We start from the raw sequence: 18,516 nt of genomic DNA on the forward strand, positions 1-18,516 counted from the left end.
AGGTTAGGCAGTACGGCCTTGCTTCGCCAGTATGCGATCAAGGTCGCCGAGATCCGGTTGTGATCCGCGTGACCATGCGAAGTCTTTCTTCCCGCAAAGCTTCTGACGTACCGTCAGGTCAATGCCCCGGGGCTTCGGCTTCGCCATGCCCCGGCGATGTACCCCGGCCCCGGCTTCCCGCGCGGAGGACACGTGTCTGACCCGATCTACGACGCCACCACTCTCTGGGAGCTGGTGGAGCGCCGCGCGGCGGCGTCTCCCGATGTACCCATGCTGCTCGATCCGGAGGACCGCAGGGTCACCTTCGGTGGGTTCAAGGCGTGGGCCGAGCGCGTGGCCGCGGGCTTCCACGCGCTCGGCGTCACCGCCGGGACCCGTGTGACCTGGCAGTTGACCACGCGGATCGAGTCCATCGTGGTCTCGTTCGCGCTGGCCCGGCTCGGCGCGGTGCAGAACCCGATCATCCCGTTCTACCGGGAGAAGGAGGTCGGGTTCTGTCTGCGGCAGACCGGGGCCGAGTTCTTCCTGTGTCCGCGCGAGTGGAAGGGCTTCGACTTCGTCGCCATGGGCGAGGCGCTGGCCAAGGAGCTGAGTCCGGCGCCGCGCGTCATGGTCGCCTACGACGAGCTGCCCGAGGGCGATCCGGCCGACCTGCCGCCCGCGCCGACCGACGGCGACGAGGTGCGCTGGCTCTACTACACCTCCGGGACCACGTCCGACCCGAAGGGCGTCCAGCACAGCGACTCGACGCTGCTCGCGGGCGGCAAGGGGCTGGCCGTCGCGCTGGACATGTCGCAGAGCGACATCGGCTCGATCGCGTTCCCGTACGCGCACATCGCGGGCCCGGACTACATCGTGACCGTGCTCGCCTCGGGCTTCCCGGCGGTGATCGTGGAGAACTTCGACCCGGCGGGCGTGGTGCCGGTGTACAAGCGGCTCGGCGTCACCATGGTCGGCGGCTCGACCGCGTTCTACGTCGCGTTCCTGAACGAGCAGCGCAAGCAGCCCGGCGAGAAGATCATCCCGACCCTGCGGATCGTCTCCGGCGGCGGTGCGCCCAAGCCGCCGGAGCTGGTCGGCGAGGTGCGCGACGAGATGCGGGCGATCCTGTGCCACGGGTACGGGATGACCGAATCGCCGATGATCGCCCAGGGCGGACCGTACGACTCCGAGGACCAGCGCTCGTACACCGAGGGCAAGCCGGTCAGCGGCATCGAGGTGCGGATCGCGCGGGCGGACGGCTCCGTCGCGGACGTCGGCGAGGAGGGCGAGGTCAGGCTGCGCGGGCCGATGGTGTTCAAGGGATACACCGACCCCGCGCTGACCGCCGACGCGTTCGACGAGGACGGCTTCTTCCGCACGGGCGACCTGGGTCGACTGCGCGCCGACGGACACCTCTCGCTGACCGGTCGGCTCAAGGACGTGATCATCCGCAAGGGGGAGAACATCTCCGCGCGCGAGATCGAAGACCTGCTGTTCGCCCACCCGAAGGTCGCCGACGCGGCGGTGATCGGCCTGGTCGACCGCGAGCGCGGAGAGCGGGTCTGCGCCGTGGTGGAGCGCCAACCGGGTGAATCCGACCTGGAATTCGCCGAGATGGTCGGCTACCTGCGCGAGGCCGGGCTGATGACGCAGAAGATCCCGGAACAATTGGAACTGGTCGACGCGCTGCCGCGGAACGAGACGCTGCGCAAGGTGCTGAAGTTCAAGTTGCGCGAGGAGTACGACAAGAAGCCCTGGACACCCCGGCGCTGACCGACGGTTCGACGAATCCGGCCACCCCGAACCGCTGCTGATGCCCCGTCATCGAATTGGTGACGGGGCATCAGGGGTCAGGCCCAGGCGGCCAGTACGGCGTCCACCGTGGTGATCGTCGCGATCGCGTTGAAGGTGTTGGCGAGTACGGCCTCGGCGTATTCGGGGGGAAAACCGGCCACCGCCTCGCGCGGTACGACGAATTGGAATCCCGCGTTCACCGCGTCCATCGCGAAGTTGAGCATGCCGACGTTGAGCGAGACGCCGACGCCCACGACGGTACGCACGCCCAGGTTCCGCAGCACGGCGGCGAGTCCGGTGTCGGCCATCGGGCCGAGCCCGTGGTAGCGGGAAAGCACCAGGTCGGAGGGATGGACGGTGATCCCGTCGGCCACCGCGGCGGCGTCCGAGCCGGGGGCCAGGAGCACCGGCGCCTTGGCCGCGGCGCCGAACATCCGGGCGTTGGTGTTGGCGCCCCGGCCGTCCGGGCGGCGCACCGCCAGGCAGTGCACGACCGGAACCCGCGCCCGGCGAGCGGCCTTGGCGAGCCGATCGACGGCCGGAATCAGCCCCCCGGTGTGCGCGGTCAGCGCGGGGAACACCGCCTGCGTGCCGATCACTCCGTTCTGGCATTCCTGGGTGATCAACGCGGTGTGTCCGGGGTCGATCAGTTCTTCGAGACGCAGGGCCATCCGTGATTCTCCTGACGTTGAGTCAGCTTGTGGTTCCCTCCGCCCAGAGATTACGCTAAATCTGACGGTCCATCAGATTTAGTGAGCGGGAGGGGCCGATGAGCACCAACCAGCCCGGACAGGCTGCCACGCAGTCCGGAAACTCCTTCGGTGAACTGCCGAAGATCATCAGCGTCGATGACCATGTCATCGAGCCGGCACACCTGTTCGAGCGCTGGTTGCCGAAGAAGTACCACGAGCGCGGCCCGAAGCCGGTCACCACGGGCATCGGTCGGTTGGAGTACACCGGGGCGAGTTACAAGATCACCACCGATCCGAACGGCCCACCGGCCGACTGGTGGTTCTACGAGGATCTGCGCTTCCCGTACAAGCGCAACATCGCCGCGGTCGGGTTCAGCCGGGACGAGATGACCCTCGAAGGCATCACGCGCGGCGAGATGCGGCCCGGACTGTACGACCCGGCCGAGCGGCTGAAGGACATGGACGTCAACCATGTCGAGGCATCGCTGTGCTTCCCGACCTTCCCGCGCTTCTGCGGCCAGACCTTCTCGGAGGCCGCGGACAAGGAGGTCGCGCTCGCGTGCGTGCGCGCCTACAACGACTGGATGGTCGAGGAGTGGTGCGGCGACTCCGGCGGGCGGCTCATCCCGCTGATCATCATCCCGCTGTGGGACGTGCACCTCGCCGTCGAGGAGATCAAGCGCAATCGGGCACGCGGGGTCACCGCCGTGTGCTTCTCGGAGATCCCGGCCTTCCTCGGCCTGCCCAGCATCCACACCGGCTACTGGGACCCGTTCTTCGAGACCTGCGCCGACCTGGGCGTGACGATCAACATGCACATCGGTTCGTCCTCGACGATGCCGGCCGCCTCGCCGGACGCGCCGGCGGCGGTCCAGGCGTCGCTGAGCTTCAACAACGCGATGGCCTCGATGGCCGACTTCATCTTCGCGGGCATCCCCGCGCGGTTCCCGAAGATCAAGCTGGCCTACTCCGAGGGGCAGATGGGCTGGATCCCGTACGCCCTGGAGCGGATGGACGACGTGTGGCTGGAGCACCGGGCCTGGGCGGTCACCGGTGAGGTGTTGCCCGAGGCGCCGTCGTACTACTTCCGGCGGAACATGTTCGCCTGCTTCTTTCGGGACCGGCACGGGGTCAACTCGCTCGATGTGATCGGCGAGGACAACGTCACGTTCGAGACCGACTACCCGCACGTCGACTCCACGTGGCCGCACACGAAGAAGATCGCCGAGGAGCACCTGGCGGGGCTGGGAGCGGAGACCGTTTACAAGATCATCCGGGGTAATGCGATCCGGATGCTCGATCTTGATCTCGATCGGGACCGGGTGCGTGTGGGGGCTTGAGGCAGCCGATTGCTGCGGGCCGGTTCGGGGTGCTTCCGGTGGTGTGATCCGGCTCGGGTTGGCTCAGCTCGATTTGGGTGGGATCGGGTGGGTTCGGGTCGGCCCGGCTCGGTTCTTCGGTACGGACGTGCCGCGTGGTCATGGCAGTGGCTCGCGGTGCGGTGGTAGGGGGCGGCTCGTCGATTCTCTCGGCGGGCCGCTTCCGAGGTATTCGACGCGGGTCGGTCCTCGGTACGGCGTCGGTCTTCTACACCAGAGGGGCCTGGAATGAGTGGGATCTGCGAGGGGCGCGTCGTCATCGTCACCGGTGCCGGCGGCGGCATCGGGCGCGAGCACGCGCTGGCATTCGCCCGCGAGGGCGCGCACGTGGTGGTCAACGACATCGGTGCCTCGCGCCAGGGCGACGGGCGTTCGCTCGGGCCGGCCCAGCAGGTCGTGGCCGACATCGAGGCGCTGGGCGGCAAGGCGGTGGTCAACGCGGACGACGTCGCCGACTGGGAGGGCGCGGAGCGCTTGGTGCGAACCGCCATCGACACGTTCGGCCGGCTGGACGTGGTGGTCAACAACGCGGGCTTCCTGCGCGACCGCATGCTCGTCTCGCTGGGCGAGGACGAGTTCGACGCGGTGATCCGGGTGCACCTCAAGGGGCACTTCGCGGTCATGCGGCACGCCGGCGCGTATTGGCGGGCCCAGGCGAAGGCGGGCGTCGAGGTCGACGCGCGGCTGATCAACACCACGTCGGGCGCGGGGCTGATGGGCTCGGTCGGACAGGGCAACTACGCGGCGGCCAAGGCCGGGATCACCTGCCTGACCCAGATCGCGGCGGTGGAGATGGGCCGCTACGGGGTGACGGCCAATGCGATCGCGCCGGCCGCGCGCACCCGGATGACCGAGGAGGCCATGCCGGACCTGGTGCGCAAGCCCGAGGACGGCGGCTTCGACTTCTACGACCCGGCGAACGTGTCGCCGCTGGTGGTCTGGCTCGGTTCGACCCAGTCGCGGGAGGTGACCGGGCGGGTCTTCGAGGTCGAGGGGGACAAGGTTTCCGTCGCGACCGGATGGCAGCACGGCCCCGAGGCCACGGCGGGCCGGCGATGGGAGCCGGCCGAGCTGGGGCCGGTGGTGGCGAAGCTGCTCGACGAGGCGCCGACGCCGACTCCGGTGTACGGGGCCTGAGTTCCGCGGGGCCGTCGCGTCGGGTCGTTTGCGGTTCGGCCGCTGCGGTCGGATGCCGCGGTTCGGCCGTCTTCGTTCGGTTTTTCGTTTGCCCGTTCCCAGTTCGACAGGGAGTCGACGACCATGGACCTGCGGTACACCGAGGCCGAGGAGGGCTTTCGCGCGGAATTGCGCGCGTGGCTCGATCAGGCCGTCCCGTTGCTGCCACCCAAGCCCGATCGCAACGACTGGCCCGGGCGGCGCGCCTACGACACGGCGTGGCAGCGGTTGTTGTTCGACGCCGGATACGCGGGCCTGCACTGGTCGGTCGAGGCCGGCGGCAAGGGCGCCACGCCCACCGAGCACCTGATCTTCCTGGAGGAGACCGAGCGGGCCGGCGCGCCCTACGTGGGGGCGAACTTCGTCGGCCTGCTGCACGCGGGGCCGACGATCGACGCGGCCGGCACCGACGAGCAGCGGCGGCGGTATCTGCCGGGGATCCTGCGCGGTGACGACGTGTGGTGCCAGGGCTTCTCCGAGCCGGGAGCGGGCAGCGACCTCGCCTCGCTGCGCACCCGGGCGGTTCGGGACGGCGACGACTACGTGGTCAACGGCTCGAAGATCTGGACCTCGCACGCCGAAGTGGCCGACTACTGCGAGATGTTGGTGCGGACCGACCCGGACGCGCCCAAGCACAAGGGCATCACCTGGTTGATCGTGCCGATGGACACGCCGGGGATCACCATCCGGCCGCTGGAAACGGTGATGGGGACCTCGGAGTTCGCCGAGGTGTTCTTCGACGACGTACGGGTGCCGGTGGCCAACCGGGTCGGCGAGGAGAACGACGGCTGGCGGGTCACCATGGTCACCCTGTCGTTCGAGCGCGGTACCGCGTTCGTCAGCGAAGTGGTGGCGTGTCAACGGCTGTTGCACGAACTGGCGGCTCTGGCGAAGAAGGTGACGCGACGTCAGGAAACCGCCTGGGACGATGTCGCGTTGCGGCGCGAACTGGGGCACCTGACCGCCGAGTTCGAGGCGTTGTGGGCGCTGACCAAGTGGAACGTGTCCGAGGCGCAGCGGTCCGGGGTGCCCGGGGTCGGCGGCTCGGTGTTCAAGCTGCGCTTCTCCGAGACGAAGCAGAAGGTGTACGAACTCGCGCACCGGCTGCTCGGACGGGCCGCGCTGGCGGTGGACGACGTCGCGGGGCTGCCGGGCGCGACGCTGATGGACGAGCGGCTTTCGTCGCTGTCGTACACGATCGCGGCGGGTACGTCGCAGATCCAGCGCAACATCGTGGGCGAGCGCATCCTCGGTCTGCCGAAGGAACGGTGAGCGGGGTCGTGGGATTTCGGCCGAGGTCGAGCGAGGAGGTGATCGGGACATGGATTTCCAGCTGAGCGAGGACCAGCGCGATCTGCGGTCCGGGGTAAGGGAGTTCTGCGAGGGCCGGTTCGACCGGGAGCGGATGCGGGCGCTGGTGGACACCGCGCCGGTGCCCGGCATGGTGGATCGTGCGCTGTGGCGGGAACTGGCCGAGACCGGGTTCTTCTCGCTGCGGATCGCCGAGGAGGCCGGCGGGGTCGGACTCGGAGTGGCCGAGGCGGTCTTGGTGTACGAGGAGGCCGGGCGGGCGTTGTTGCCCGGGCCGCTGGTGGCCACGCATCTGGCCGCGTCGTTGCCGGGGCGGCTGGGCGAGGAAGCGGCCGCGGGTGACGTGGTGGTCGGGCTGATCGACGGCGAATCGTGGCCGCTGCTCGTGGAGCATCTGGACGCGCTCGATTGTTTGTTGGTGCTGACGGACGACGGCATTCGGCGGGTGGATCCGGCTTTGGTGCGAGGGACGTCGGTCGCGCATCCGGTGGATCCGTTCACGCCGGTGACGGCGGTGGACGAGTTGCCGGTCGGCGAGGCGGTGGCCGATGCGCGGGTTGTGGCGGAGTGGCGGCGGGTCGGGGCGGTGCTCACGGCGGCGCTGCAGCTGGGCATTGCGGGGCGGCTCACCGAGTTGGCTACGCGGTATGCCAAGGAGCGCGAGCAGTTCGGTCGGGTGATCGGGGGTTTCCAGGCGGTCAAGCACCTGTGTGCGGACATGCTGGTGCGGACCGAGATCGCTCGGGCGGCGGTGTACGCGGCGGCGGTGACGTTGGATGATCCGGCCGTGGGGGATGCCGAGGTAGCGGTGTTGACGGCGAAGGTGATGGGGGACGACGCGGCGACGCGGAACGGGAAGGACGCCACGCAGGTGTATGGGGGGATGGGGTTCACCTGGGAGGTGGACGTGCATCTGTATGTGAAGCGTTCGTGGGTGCATGCGACGCAGTTCGGGGCGGCGGAGGAGAACGAGGCGGCGTTGGCCGCCACGCTTTGATCGCAAGGAAACGGCCGAGGGCCTCGGCGGTCGGGCGGCCTTGTCACCCACCGGACGCACTGCCGGGGTTTTCCACTGGGCGGCACCGCCCGGTGCCGCCCCGGCACCGGGCTCGGTCCCATCCGATCCCGCCGTCCTGCCTCCGAGCCGAGCCCTCCGATTCCCGGAGGGTGTGCGGCCGAGAGGGCGGAACTATGGGCGGGTGGATCGTCGGATTCGGACGATGTCGTGGTCGTGGGTGATGGTGAAGCCGGTGCCGTCCGGGTCGGCGAAGTGCTTCAGGACGTACTGTTCGAGGTCTTTTCGGGTGGGCCGGGTGGGGCGTTCGGCCAGGTCCGGGACGTTGGCCATGAACTCGGCCACCGCGAGGGTGTCGGCGAGGTTGTCGGCGTGGAAGCGGACCGGCAGGGTTTCGAGGGTGCAGGACCCGACCAGGTCTTCGTGGCCGGTGCGGAGTGCGTTCGCGGTGCTCGACAGGTCGAAGCGGATGTCGAAGAAGTGCCTGACCAGGCGCATGCATTCGTTGTTCGGGTTCTGGAGGATGAGGACCAGTTCGCCGCCCGGCCGGACCCAGCCGAGCAACCGGCGCACCGTGGGCAGATACTGCGACGCCGGCAGGAAGTAGAACATGTGCGAGCACAGCGCGAAGTCGGCGAGGACCCCCGGCTCGGCCGTCTCGACGGGATCGCTCAGCACCTCCGCCTCCGGGTAGGTGCGGCGCAGGGCGTCGCGCATGTACTTGCTGGGTTCGATGGCGACGGCGCGCTCGAAGTGGCTGCCGAGGTATCGCGTGGTCGCCCCGGAACCCGCTCCGATGTCGAGGAAAACCGAGCGCCGAGGCAGCCGTTCGACCAGGGCGAGCAGGTGGGCGTGGGTGACGGCCTTCTCGTCCGAGCCGGCGAGGAAGAGCTCGAAGGCTCGACGGTAGTCGTCGGTGGTCACATCGAGGACGCGGATCGGGTCGTCGGGCGATGGGGGTTGGGACGGACCGGCTTGGGACGGACCGGCTTCGGACGGATTGGCTTCGGACGGTGGCAACGCCATGTCGGTTCGGCCTCCCGGTGTGGAACACCCCGCTGATGGTTCTGTCGTTGCCGGTCGCTGTGCGTCCGGCGGGGATTACGCTACGGGATGTCGGCGCGGGCGGGACGACGGGACGTCCGGGCGGGTCGCCGGGCCGACCGGACGCCGTCCTCGCTCGCGTTCGGGGCCGACCTTTCTTCGGAGTCAGCTGCGGCTTGGGGGCGTGGCGGCCGTCACCAGGTCGACCTGCTTGCGGAGGAGGGCCTCGCCCGGAGGTTGTGGTGTGGCGCCGGTGAGATTGACGTACGTGACCCGTATCAGCGTGCTGCCCACGCGAACCAGGACGATCGAGTGCGCCCATGCCTGGCCCGTGTCCTCGACCCGGGTGACGATCTCGATGCCCATGCTGTCGTCACCCAGGCGGGGACGGGCGATTTCTCGTGTGGTCACCCGGCCGAACATGCCCTCCCGCTCGTACCGCTCGTCCGGGCACCGGGGCAGCAGATCCCGAATCGCCGGAATGATCCGTTGTGCGTCATCGGCGGACAGGGACGTCAGTGCGGAACCCGCGAGCGCGTACGACTTCCCGCCGGGGGCCGGTTTCCGAGCCACGATCGAGGCCGCGCCCAGGACCGGGTAGACCCCCGACGACGGGTTCATCAGCATCGACAGGCGCTCGCAGCCGGTGGACTCCGCTTTCTTCTCGTCGCCCTGGTCGTTGTCGAAGACGCTGATCCAGCCCGCGGGCAGGTCCGTCTCCCCGACGAGGAGACGCTTCAGTTCGATCGCCGACAGGCGGGGGGCGGCGTCGGGCGCGGTCTTGCGCGCGGACGGCGTCGGGGTGGCGGTGACGCCGGGTGTCCGCGGGGAGGCGTCGCGGGCGATCGATTCCGCCGCGCCGTCGCATGCCGTGGCGGTGGTCAGCAGAACGATCGTCAACAAGCCGGTGAAGGCGCGCGGGCGCGGACGGATCAGCGGGCGCAGGCGTATCAAGGAAGGACCTCCGCGAGGGACGGCGACGGGGAGGCGGGTTCGGGTGCCGGGTGCCGGGTGCCGAATCGGTTGAAGGTGCCCGCCGGTTGCTTCGCTTGGCGAGCTGCCCCGTCGATCCGCCGTTCGAAGCCTCTGCGGTGCAGCGTAGCGGTCCGGCCCTCGGGGCCATGATCCGCCTCCGGGTGACCCGTCGCAGTGCTCGACGTGGCCGGCGCGGACCGCCGGTTTGCCCGTTTGGGCAGGTCGGGCGCGGATCCATTGACAGTTCCGGAGTCGGGGGCTACATCTGACTGATCGTCAGATCAGCATCAGCTCGGCAGCTAGGGAGCCAGTCATGGAGCGCGACTTCGGGAGCCGGGCGGGGGCGGTCGTGGTCGTCGGGGCCGGGGGCGGGATCGGGGCCGCGATCTGCCGGATGTTCGCCGAGCGGGGGGCGGACCTGGCGGTCACCTATCGCAACGGGGCCGCGGCGACCGAGGCCGTCGCCGAGGAGGCCCGGGCCGAGTACAAGCGGCGGGCTCGCGCGTGGCGGGTCGATCTGACCGACGCGGATGCGGTGGCGGCGTTCGTGGCGGAGGCGGCGGCGGAGTTCGGCGGGGTGCACACGGTGGTGTACGCGGCCGGGCCGCACGTACCGATGCTGCACCTGAGTCGGGTCACCCCGGCGCAGTACCGCGAGCAACTGGACGGCGACGCGGCCGCGTTCTTCAACCTGGTCCACCCGTCGCTGCCGCACCTGCGCGCCGCGGGCAACGGCAGCCTGGTCGCGGTCACCACGGCGGCCACCAGTCGATTCCCGGTGCGGGACGGCCTGTCGTCCTGTACGAAGAGCGCGGTCGAGGCCATCGTGCGCGGCATCGCGGCCGAGGAGGGCCGCTTCGGGGTGCGCGCCAACTGCGTCGGCCCCGGCATGCTCACCGACGGCATGGCCGCGCGGCTGATCGACAGCGGCGACCTCGACGACCGAGCACTCGACGTGGCCCGTCGGAACATCCCGCTGCGACGCTTCGGCGGCGCGACGGACATCGCCGAGGCGGTCTGCTTCCTGGCCTCCGACCGAGCGGGCTTCATCAGCGGCCAGAAGCTGGACGTGGACGGTGGCTACGGCGTCTGACGGCCGGTGGCCGGTGGTCGCGGGCCGCAGGATGTGGGAGGCGGTGCGCGCCGGCGCTCACGGTGTCCCGGCCGACGGGCACCGGCTCGTACCGCGTCACCATGGGCGGCGACACCGACCCCGACGGGGGCGGGCAGCGGCAGGAGTGGGGAGCGGGAGCACACGGCGTTCGAGATCGACCTGCCGCTGGGTGCGGATGCCGAGGCGGCGGCGTGGGCCGGCGAGCTTGCCGAGATCGGATCCGGCGGCTCACCGGCTGTCCCGAGGCGGGGATTCTCGATGTGCCCGACGTGGTCACCCACCAGGGCGAGCCACTCCACGTCGACTGTGTGATCGGCGTGGAGTGGCTTCGGGTGGTTCGGGACCTGGCCGGCCGCTGGTACGTCGGGGAGTCCCTGTCCGAGACGGATGACATCGAGTGCTGGGAGTGTTGCGGCCCTGACCTCGGTGTCGCCCTGAGCTTTTGGTGAACCCGGCTCAGGACGCGGTGGGTTCCACCGGGATCCACAGGGCCGCGTCGGCTCGGGTGCCGTCCTGGGTGGGGCGGACGCGGAGGATTTCCGGGCCCGGGCGGCTGCGGTACGGGTTGGACGGGAACCACTGGGTGAAGATGTCGCGCCACAGGTATTGCAGGGCCTGCGGGTACGGGCCGGAGTTCTCGAAGACCGCCCACGTGCCGGCCGGGACGGCCAGTGCGTCGAGGTCGTCGGGGACCTGATTGCTCGTCACGACGCCGTGCCAGTAGTCGAGTTCGGTACCCTCGGCGCGGCTGGGGTCGAGGTCGTCGGTGACCGCGACGATCCCGTCCGGGTCCTGGTCGGACAGGGACTTGATGCGGGCGGTGGTCTCCTGGTCGATGCCTCCGACGAAGGCGGCGATCGCCGGGTTCACGCCCTCGTGGACGAGCGGGACCCGGGCCCTCTTGCCGACCACGTGGAACGCGTCCTTGTGCACGATCCGATATCGCATGCTGCTGCTCCCCTCGACGACGAGTCGGAAGGACATCCGCGGCTGTGCGCTGAGGGCCGCACCGGTACGCCGGGCCTCGCCGGGGCCCACGCCGTGCACGGCGCGAAACGCCCGGGCGAACGCCTCGCCCGAGGAGTAGCCGTGGCGGACCGCGACCTCCAGGAGGGTGCGTTCGCCGGCCAGCACCTCGGCGGCGGCCAGGGTGAGCCGTCGGCGTCGGATGTACTCCGACAGCGGCATCCCGGCCAACGCGGAGAACAGGCGGCGGAGGTGGTACTCCGACGTCATCGCGATCCGGGACAACTCGGCCACGTCGATGTCGCGGTCCAAATGCGACTCGATGTGGTCCAGGGCCTGGTTCAGCTGCTCCAGCACTGCGGATTCCTTCTTCCCTTCTGCGTTCGTGCGTTTCTGCGTCAATGCGTTCTTTCGTTGCGTCGACAACGTTAGGAAGGGTGGGGCAGGGCGGACCCGACATCCTGTGCCCGGTTCGGTCGGGTGGGCGGCCGGGTGGTGTCGTCGCCGTCTGGGAGTGTGGGGCGAGCCGCGTGTGGGGATCTGGGCGGGGAACGGTTGAGGTGAATTGTGCCGTTTCCGGCGTGTGTGACGAGTGGCCGGCCGCACGCGGTGTGGTTCCGTCCGGTCGGTGACGAGTTCGGTGAGGTGTGCGATGCGGAAGATCGTGTATTGGTCGTCGATGTCACTCGACGGCTTCATGGAGGGGCCGAATCGGGAGATCGATTGGCACCTGGTCGACGACGAGCTGCACGCACACATCAACGAGCGGCTGCGGACGATGAGCGCCTTTCTTCAGGGGCGGGTCGTGCACGAGTTGATGGCCGACTTCTGGCCGACGGCGGACGCCGATCCGGAGAACACCGGGCCGATGGTCGAGTTCGCCGCGATCTGGCGGGACATGCCGAAGATCGTGTTCTCGCGTACGTGGGAGCGCACCGACTGGAACACCACGATCAAGCGGGAAGTGGTGCCCGAGGAGATCATGGCGCTCAAGGCGGAGCCGGGCGGCGACATGGTGGTGGGCGGTGCGGACCTGGCGGCTACGTTCCAGCGGCTGGGCCTGATCGACGAGTACGTGGTGTACGTCTACCCGGTGCTGATCGGCCGCGGCAAGCCGATGTTCCGGCCGACGGACGACAAGACGAACCTGCGACTGGTGGAGAACCGGGCCTTCGGGAACGGGGTTGCGCTGCTGCGGTATCAGGTCCGATGAGGTGGTGGTGATCGGAGGGCCGGCGGCGGGTGGTTCGTGGCACGGTGCTCCTGTGCTTTCGCGTTCCTGTGCCCCCGTGCGCCCCGCCCGGAGCGCGGGTCTCCGCGCGGCTTGCGGGTGTCGGTCCTTGGGGACGGGTGGCCGATGTAGCCCCGTTGCGGAGCGGCGGTGTGCAAACGATCATGGCGGTCATGGCGCAACCGAGGCAGATCATCGAATGTGGAGACTTCGTCCTGCGGCGTTGGCGGGCGCGGGACGACTTCGCTGCGGCGTTCACGTTGATCGATGAGTCCGTGGACCACCTTCGCCCTTGGGAGCACTGGGTGACTCGGCACAGCGAGGAGTACACCCGCAAGCTGCTCGAGCGGTTCGAGACGGGCTGGGCCAACGGTGACGTGTACAACTACGCCATCGTCCGGGACGGCACTCCCGTGGGCATGTGCCAGACCTACCGTGCACCCGAACCGCAGGGCCGTCGCCTGGGCTACTGGCTGCACCCCGCCGCGACCGGCAAGGGCATCGCGACCAGGGCGACCGCGGCACTGGTCGAAGAGACGTTCAGGTTGCCGGAGTCGGAGTATGTGGAGATCACGCACGACGTGGCCAACACCGCCAGCGAGGCGATACCGCGTCGGTTGGGCTTCACCGAGATCCGGCGCGAACCGGGGACGCCGCCGGTGGCTCCCTCCGGCACCGGGATCGACGTGGTCTGGCGGTTGGACCGCCCAGGGGAGTTCGCCGAGGACGCCGTGGGCGGTTGAGGCTTCGAACTCCCCGGGTGAGGTGGGGAGTTGCGGGATCGGTATCGGCCGGCCGGGCCTTGGGCAGGTTTCGGATTCCGATGTGGATTCGGGCTCGCGGGTTTCCGGGTTCGGGGTTCCGCGTTCGGTTTGAAGGCTCACTACGAGGGGGTTCGCGGTGCGGGAGCTCGATTCGGCGATCGTGCTCGTCACGGGCGTCATGGCGGCCGGGAAGTCCACCGTCGCCCAGTTGTTGGCCGAGCGGCTGCCGTGTTCCGTACACCTGCGCGGCGACACGTTCCGGCGGATGATCGTGTCCGGCCGGGAGGAGGTCACCCCTCGGCCGTCCGTCGAGGCGACGGAGCAACTGCGGCTGCGCCACGCGGCATCCGCGGCGGTCGCGGACATGTATGCCCGGGCGGGGTGGACCGTCGTCGTCCAGGACGTGGTGCTCGGCGAACACCTCGCCGCGTTCGTGGACGCCGTGGCCACACGGCCCCTGTACGTCGTCGTCCTCGCCCCGACCCCCGAAGCGGTGACGGGTCGGGAGGCCGGCCGTACCAAGACCGGCTACGGCGGCCCCTGGACGGTGGACGCCCTGGACGGGGCCCTGCGCCGGGACACCCCACGCCTCGGGCTGTGGCTGGACACCTCCGACCTGACCCCGGACCGGACGGTCGACGGCATCCTCGCGGACCTGGCCACCGCCCGCGTGGCGGGTTGATCGACGGCGGCATCCGCCTCCTCGACGAGCCGACACCGGGTCTTGGGCGGATCGCGCACGGCGACGTCGAGCTTTCTGCCGCCGAGCGTCACCATCGACGTGAACTCGTCCCGTGAAGCCCGTCCTTGGGCATGCCGAATCGCATTGGTGCGTCTTCGGCACCTCACGGGTGGACGAGCCACGATCTCGGACGGACCGGAGCCGTTCGGTACCGGGCCCGGGGGGAGCGGGAATTCGTGGGTCGTAGGCTCAACGTGCGCGGATTCGTCGCGTGTTCGCTTCCTGGAGGAATCGTTGCGCCTGTTCATGGTGCCTGTTGTGGGTGCCGTTGCGTTGGTCCTGGCCGGATGTACCGCCGAGCGTGCCTCCTCGGCTCGGGTCTCGGCTGCTCCGAGTGTGGCCGCCGAGGCCGTTCCCGCCGCGGCGCAGACCACGCCGCCCGAAGAGGTGGCTCGGATCGTGCGTACCGGGATCGAGCGGGTGCGCTCGGCCTCGTCGCTGCACATGGTCAAGACCGCCGAGAGCGACAACAGTTCGCCGACCGTGATGGATCTGCGGATGGTCGCGGGCAAGGGCAGCCGCACCAGTGTTCGGGAGGGCGACTTCGCGATCGAGGAGATCGTGATCGGTAAGGACCTGTTCAGCCGTGACGGCCGCGGCCCGTGGGAGCGGTATGCCGTCGACCCGGAGCACCCGTCGATGTCGAGCGGGGACGTCGACGGGATACCGACCTACGCCCAGGTGCTCTATGAACAGGCCGCCCACCCGGAGGCGTTGACCATCGTGGAGCCCATCGAGATCGACGGCGTGCGCTGCTTCGGTGTGCAGAAGGGCACGCTGATCGCCTACTTCACGCCCGGCGACCACGGATATCTGCGCCGGTGGACGCAGCGCACCCCGATCACCCACCTGACCACCGACATCACCGAACTCGACAAGCCCATCGACCTGAAGCCCCCCACCGGCCTGTAAGGCGCGCTGGGGCGGCCCGCGGACGACCGAAGGCGGCACCCGCTGTGTCGCGGGTGCCGCCTTCGGCCGGATGACGTGGCGTGCCGTGCCGCCGGGCAGTGGCCTCAGCCCTTGTCGAGCACGTCCGCCGCGATCAGGTCCTCCAGGTAGCGGTCGTCCCACCAGTTGAGTTGCAGGGACTTGGCGCGCCGGAAGTACAACTGCACGTCGCATTCCAGGGTGAAGCCCATCCCGCCGTGGACGTGTACCGCCAGGTCCGTGACCTCGCGGTAGGTGCGGGCGGCGAAGAGCTTGGCCATCGGGGCCAGGCGGGCGGTGTCGCGGCCCTTGTCGCGGGACCAGGCGGCCTCCCAGACCAGGGTCTCGGCGCCGTCGACGGCGGTCGAGGCGTCGGCCAGGTTGTGGGCGATCGCCTGGAAGGCGCCGAGCGGCTTGTCGAACTGCTTGCGGTGCTTGGCGTATTCGACGGTGATCTCGAGAGCGCGCTTGGCGCCGCCGACCGCCTGAGCCGCGAGCAGGATCAGGCCGTCGTGCAGGACGTCCGACCAGACCGGCCAACCGGCCCCGGCCGTGCCGACCAACTCGCCGCGCACATCCGCCAGTTCCACCCGGTACTGGGTGTCCGAGGCGATCGTCTGCTGCTGGGTCGTGGTGACCCCGGCCGCCTTCGGGTCGACCAGGAACAGCGACACACCCTGGGCGGGATCGCCCGGGGTGCCCGCGGTGCCGGTGCGGGCGAGCACGAGCAGGACGTCGGCCGCCGCCGCGTAGGCGACGTGCCGCTTCGTGCCGGACAGCAGGTAGCCCTCGCCGTCCGCGCGGGCCGCCAGCGCGACGCCCTTGCCGCCGAAGCCGCGGTCCGGCTCCAGCCACGCCACGCTCGCGATGGTCGTGCCCGCCGCGATGCCCGGCAGGTACTTCTCGCGCTGTTCGTCGGACCCGGCCGCGGCCAGCACACCGCCGACCAGCACCGAACTGACGAAGTGCGGAGTCGGCGCGAGGGAGCGGCCGAACTCCTCGTAGACCACGGTCGCGTCGAGCGTGGTCATCTCCGACCCGCCCCACTTCTCGGGCAGCGTCAGACCGGTCAGGCCGGACTCGCCGAGCTTCTTCCAGAAGTCCTTGGGGTACCCGACCGGGTCGTTCTCCAGCTCGCGAACGACGGTGAGGTCGGCGTGCCGGGCCGTCAGGCCGCGCACGGTCTCCCGGAGGATGTCCTGTTCCTGGGTGAAATCGAGGTCCATCGCGCGTCTCCTCTAGGGCTTCCAGCGCTCGCCGCGCCGGTCCCACGGGTTGTCGTCGGGGGTGGTGGGCAACGCGATTCGCGCGGTGGCCGTGGTGCGGACCGCGCCGTCGACGGTCAGCGAGATCTCGGCCCGGACCCAGCCGCAGCCGGTCTCGTCCACCGAGACGTCGTCCACCGTGCCGGTGAGCAGCATGTGGTCGCCCGGGAAGACCGGCTTGGTCATCCGGAACACCATCCGGCCGATTCGGCCTTTCGGGCCGGTCCAGTCGTTGAGGTAGCGCTCGAACCAGGCGGCCTGGTTCGGGGTGTTCAGGAAGATGTCCTGTACACCCTGGCGCTCGACCGCGAACTTGTGGTCGTGGTGCATCGGCCGCCAGTCGCGGCTGGCCAGTGCGCCCAGGATGACCGTGGTCGCGGTGACGTCCACGCCGAAGGTCGGCAGCGCGTCGCCCTTGGCCAGTCGATCCAGGATCAGGTCACTCATGCGCCGGCCTCCCGACGGTAGCCGTAACCGGTGTAGGACTCGGTGCCGAGCAGGGCGCCGTCCTGGTTGTGGTACTCGACGTCGATCACCCAGAAGCGGCCGATCCCGAGCTTGGTGCGCTTTTCCGGGCTGACCGACCGAAGCACCTGACGCGACGTCACGATGTCGCCGAGGCGTACCGGTTCGTAGAACACGTTGGTGTTGTCGGTCATGATCGCCTCGGGCAGTTCGAAGCGGATCTTGAGGTCGAAGTGCACCTGGAGGGACAGTTGCTCACCCTCCGCGCCGGGTGCCCAGTAGTGCGGCCGGGCCCACGCGGACAGCAGGCTGAGCGGGGCGATGTGGCCACCCGTCAGCTCCGCCGCGACCGCGTCGTCCCAGAACAGCGGATTGCCGTTCTGCACCGACGCGCACGAGGTCCAGATGTAGCCGCGTTCGGCGGGGAAGTCAGCCCGCTTCTCGTACTGGACCTTGCCGATCAGCGCCGCCACGTCCTCGGGCAGCGCGGTGTCCTGTGCCGTCATGCGACCACTCCTGAAGCACGAAGCTCGGCCACCCGGTCGGGGGAGTACCCGGCCGAGGCGAGCAGCTCGTCGGTGTCGGTGATCCCGGATTCGCGGACCGGGTACGGTTCGGTCGGCGCCTGCTGACCGGCCAGTACCGGGCCCACCTGGCGGAACTCGCCCTGGGCGGGGTGGGTTGCGGTGGTGAACGCGCCGCGGGCCAGATACTGCGGGTCGGCCAGCAGTTCCGGTACGGACGACACGGCCGACACGCAGGTGTCGGCGGGGGCCAGCTCGGCCACCCAGTCGTCCCGGTCGCGGCCGGCGAACACCGTCGAAAGGTCCGCCCGGATGGCGTCCTGCGCGTCGTCGTCGAGCTGGCGCGACGCCCACTTGTCCAGCCCGGTCAGCCGGCACAGGTTGGCCCAGAAGCGGCCCTCGATCGCCGCCACCGCCAGCCACTTGCCGTCCCGCGCGCGGTAGGTGTCGTAGCACGCGTAACGGCCCGTCAGAATGCCGTGCCGCGGCTCCGGTTCGACGCCGGTGGCCAGGTACTCGTCCACGCCCAGCGCCATCAGCGCAAGCATGCCGTCGGCCACCGAGACGTCCAGGCGGGCGCCGTCGCCGGTGCGCTGCCGGCGGAACAGCGCGCCCAAAATCGCGATCACCGCGTGCATCCCGCCGCCCGCGCTGTCCGCCACGGTCGCGCCCGGGATCGGCGGTCCGCCGTCGGCGCCCGGCCCGGACACGTGCAGGAAGCCGCCCACGCCCAGGTAGTTCAGGTCGTGGCCGGCCTGCTGGGCGTACGGGCCGTCCTGGCCGAAGCCGGAGGTGGAGCAGTAGACGATCGAGGGGTTGCGGGCCGAGGCCGCGTCCGGGCCGATGCCCAGGCGGTCCACCACGCCGGGGCGGAAGCTCTCGATCACCACGTCGGCGCCCTCGACCAGGGTCAGGAACGCCTCGCGGCCCTCGGGCGCCTTCATGTCGAGCAGCACGCGCCGCATGCGCCGGTGTGCGCTGTACGAGTAGTAGGGCGGCGCGATCTGCACGCCGCTCCGGGCCGGGACCGGGCCGACCTTGATCACGTCGGCGCCGTAGTCCGCCAGCCAGCGCGAGGCACGGGCGGCGGGGCCCACGCTCGCCAGGTCCAATACGGTGACGCCTTGCAGGAACTCTCCGGACATGA

At 69.8% G+C, this 18,516-nt stretch carries 19 protein-coding genes; 11 read left to right on the forward strand and 8 right to left on the reverse strand.

Annotation, left to right across the window (positions count from 1 at the left end; all coding sequences use genetic code 11):
- The first annotated feature begins 192 nt into the window (after positions 1–192).
- Positions 193–1,755 (forward strand): class I adenylate-forming enzyme family protein, encoded by a 1,563-nt coding sequence (locus B4N89_RS16770; RefSeq protein WP_078979408.1) that lies wholly within the window; start codon positions 193–195, stop codon positions 1,753–1,755.
- A 77-nt stretch (positions 1,756–1,832) separates the two neighbouring features.
- Here B4N89_RS16770 and B4N89_RS16775 read toward each other — a convergent pair whose 3' ends face one another.
- A complete protein-coding gene (locus B4N89_RS16775) occupies positions 1,833–2,447 on the reverse strand; it encodes an isochorismatase family protein (RefSeq protein WP_078976634.1) in 615 nt (204 codons plus the stop codon).
- 98 nt (positions 2,448–2,545) lie between these two features.
- Between B4N89_RS16775 and B4N89_RS16780 the strand changes: the two genes are divergently transcribed.
- From B4N89_RS16780 to B4N89_RS16795, 4 genes are all read left to right on the forward strand, one after another.
- Complete coding sequence (locus B4N89_RS16780; RefSeq protein ID WP_078976635.1) at positions 2,546–3,808, forward strand: amidohydrolase family protein; 1,263 nt, start codon at positions 2,546–2,548, stop codon at positions 3,806–3,808.
- Positions 3,809–4,075: 267 nt separating this feature from the next.
- The gene (locus tag B4N89_RS16785) at positions 4,076–4,984 is read left to right on the forward strand and encodes an SDR family oxidoreductase (protein ID WP_078976636.1); all 909 of its coding nucleotides are present in this window, start codon (positions 4,076–4,078) and stop codon (positions 4,982–4,984) included.
- A gap of 123 nt (positions 4,985–5,107) precedes the next feature.
- On the forward strand, positions 5,108–6,295 hold the full coding sequence (locus B4N89_RS16790; RefSeq protein ID WP_078976637.1) for an acyl-CoA dehydrogenase: 1,188 nt from the start codon (positions 5,108–5,110) through the stop codon (positions 6,293–6,295).
- A gap of 49 nt (positions 6,296–6,344) precedes the next feature.
- Positions 6,345–7,331, forward strand: coding sequence for an acyl-CoA dehydrogenase family protein (locus B4N89_RS16795; protein WP_078976638.1), 987 nt, complete (start codon positions 6,345–6,347; stop codon positions 7,329–7,331).
- A gap of 192 nt (positions 7,332–7,523) precedes the next feature.
- Here B4N89_RS16795 and B4N89_RS16800 read toward each other — a convergent pair whose 3' ends face one another.
- Entirely contained in the window at positions 7,524–8,273 is a 750-nt protein-coding gene (locus B4N89_RS16800; RefSeq protein ID WP_161500740.1) for a class I SAM-dependent methyltransferase, read from the reverse strand.
- A 285-nt stretch (positions 8,274–8,558) separates the two neighbouring features.
- Positions 8,559–9,347 carry a hypothetical protein gene (locus B4N89_RS16805; protein WP_078976640.1) on the reverse strand — a complete coding sequence of 263 codons (789 nt, stop codon included), beginning with the start codon at positions 9,345–9,347 and terminating at the stop codon, positions 8,559–8,561.
- Positions 9,348–9,681: 334 nt separating this feature from the next.
- On the opposite strand from B4N89_RS16805, the gene B4N89_RS16810 reads away from it, so the two are divergent.
- Positions 9,682–10,461: an SDR family NAD(P)-dependent oxidoreductase gene (locus tag B4N89_RS16810; protein ID WP_078976641.1), complete on the forward strand. Its 780-nt coding sequence runs from the start codon at positions 9,682–9,684 to the stop codon at positions 10,459–10,461.
- 281 nt (positions 10,462–10,742) lie between these two features.
- Complete coding sequence (locus tag B4N89_RS16815; protein WP_078976642.1) at positions 10,743–10,931, forward strand: hypothetical protein; 189 nt, start codon at positions 10,743–10,745, stop codon at positions 10,929–10,931.
- Positions 10,932–10,938: 7 nt separating this feature from the next.
- Here B4N89_RS16815 and B4N89_RS16820 read toward each other — a convergent pair whose 3' ends face one another.
- On the reverse strand, positions 10,939–11,805 hold the full coding sequence (locus B4N89_RS16820) for an AraC family transcriptional regulator (RefSeq protein ID WP_078976643.1): 867 nt from the start codon (positions 11,803–11,805) through the stop codon (positions 10,939–10,941).
- 295 nt (positions 11,806–12,100) lie between these two features.
- Here B4N89_RS16820 and B4N89_RS16825 point away from each other — a divergent pair, with 295 nt between their 5' ends.
- The 4 genes from B4N89_RS16825 (at position 12,101) to B4N89_RS16840 (ending at position 15,097) form a co-directional block, all read left to right on the forward strand.
- Positions 12,101–12,661, forward strand: coding sequence for a dihydrofolate reductase family protein (locus tag B4N89_RS16825; RefSeq protein ID WP_078976644.1), 561 nt, complete (start codon positions 12,101–12,103; stop codon positions 12,659–12,661).
- Between the two features lie 191 nt (positions 12,662–12,852).
- A complete protein-coding gene (locus B4N89_RS16830; RefSeq protein ID WP_235618653.1) occupies positions 12,853–13,422 on the forward strand; it encodes a GNAT family N-acetyltransferase in 570 nt (189 codons plus the stop codon).
- A 157-nt stretch (positions 13,423–13,579) separates the two neighbouring features.
- Positions 13,580–14,125: an AAA family ATPase gene (locus B4N89_RS16835; protein ID WP_078976646.1), complete on the forward strand. Its 546-nt coding sequence runs from the start codon at positions 13,580–13,582 to the stop codon at positions 14,123–14,125.
- Between the two features lie 318 nt (positions 14,126–14,443).
- Positions 14,444–15,097, forward strand: a complete 654-nt coding sequence (locus tag B4N89_RS16840; protein ID WP_143657989.1) for a hypothetical protein — start codon at positions 14,444–14,446, stop codon at positions 15,095–15,097.
- A gap of 104 nt (positions 15,098–15,201) precedes the next feature.
- Here the strand turns inward: B4N89_RS16840 and B4N89_RS16845 are convergent, their stop codons facing one another.
- Genes B4N89_RS16845 through B4N89_RS16860 form a run of 4 tightly spaced genes read right to left on the reverse strand, consistent with a single transcriptional unit; the run spans position 15,202 to position 18,514 of the window.
- Positions 15,202–16,341: an acyl-CoA dehydrogenase family protein gene (locus tag B4N89_RS16845; protein ID WP_078976648.1), complete on the reverse strand. Its 1,140-nt coding sequence runs from the start codon at positions 16,339–16,341 to the stop codon at positions 15,202–15,204.
- 12 nt (positions 16,342–16,353) lie between these two features.
- A complete protein-coding gene (locus B4N89_RS16850) occupies positions 16,354–16,827 on the reverse strand; it encodes a MaoC/PaaZ C-terminal domain-containing protein (protein ID WP_078976649.1) in 474 nt (157 codons plus the stop codon).
- Positions 16,824–17,351 carry an FAS1-like dehydratase domain-containing protein gene (locus B4N89_RS16855; protein ID WP_078976650.1) on the reverse strand — a complete coding sequence of 176 codons (528 nt, stop codon included), beginning with the start codon at positions 17,349–17,351 and terminating at the stop codon, positions 16,824–16,826. The genes B4N89_RS16850 and B4N89_RS16855 overlap by 4 nt, the downstream gene beginning before the upstream one ends.
- Complete coding sequence (locus B4N89_RS16860) at positions 17,348–18,514, reverse strand: CaiB/BaiF CoA transferase family protein (RefSeq protein ID WP_078976651.1); 1,167 nt, start codon at positions 18,512–18,514, stop codon at positions 17,348–17,350. Before B4N89_RS16860 ends, B4N89_RS16855 begins: the two co-directional genes overlap by 4 nt.
- Positions 18,515–18,516 lie beyond the last annotated feature (2 nt).

This window comes from Embleya scabrispora, from assembly GCF_002024165.1.
Classification (GTDB): Bacteria; Actinomycetota; Actinomycetes; order Streptomycetales; family Streptomycetaceae; genus Embleya; species Embleya scabrispora_A.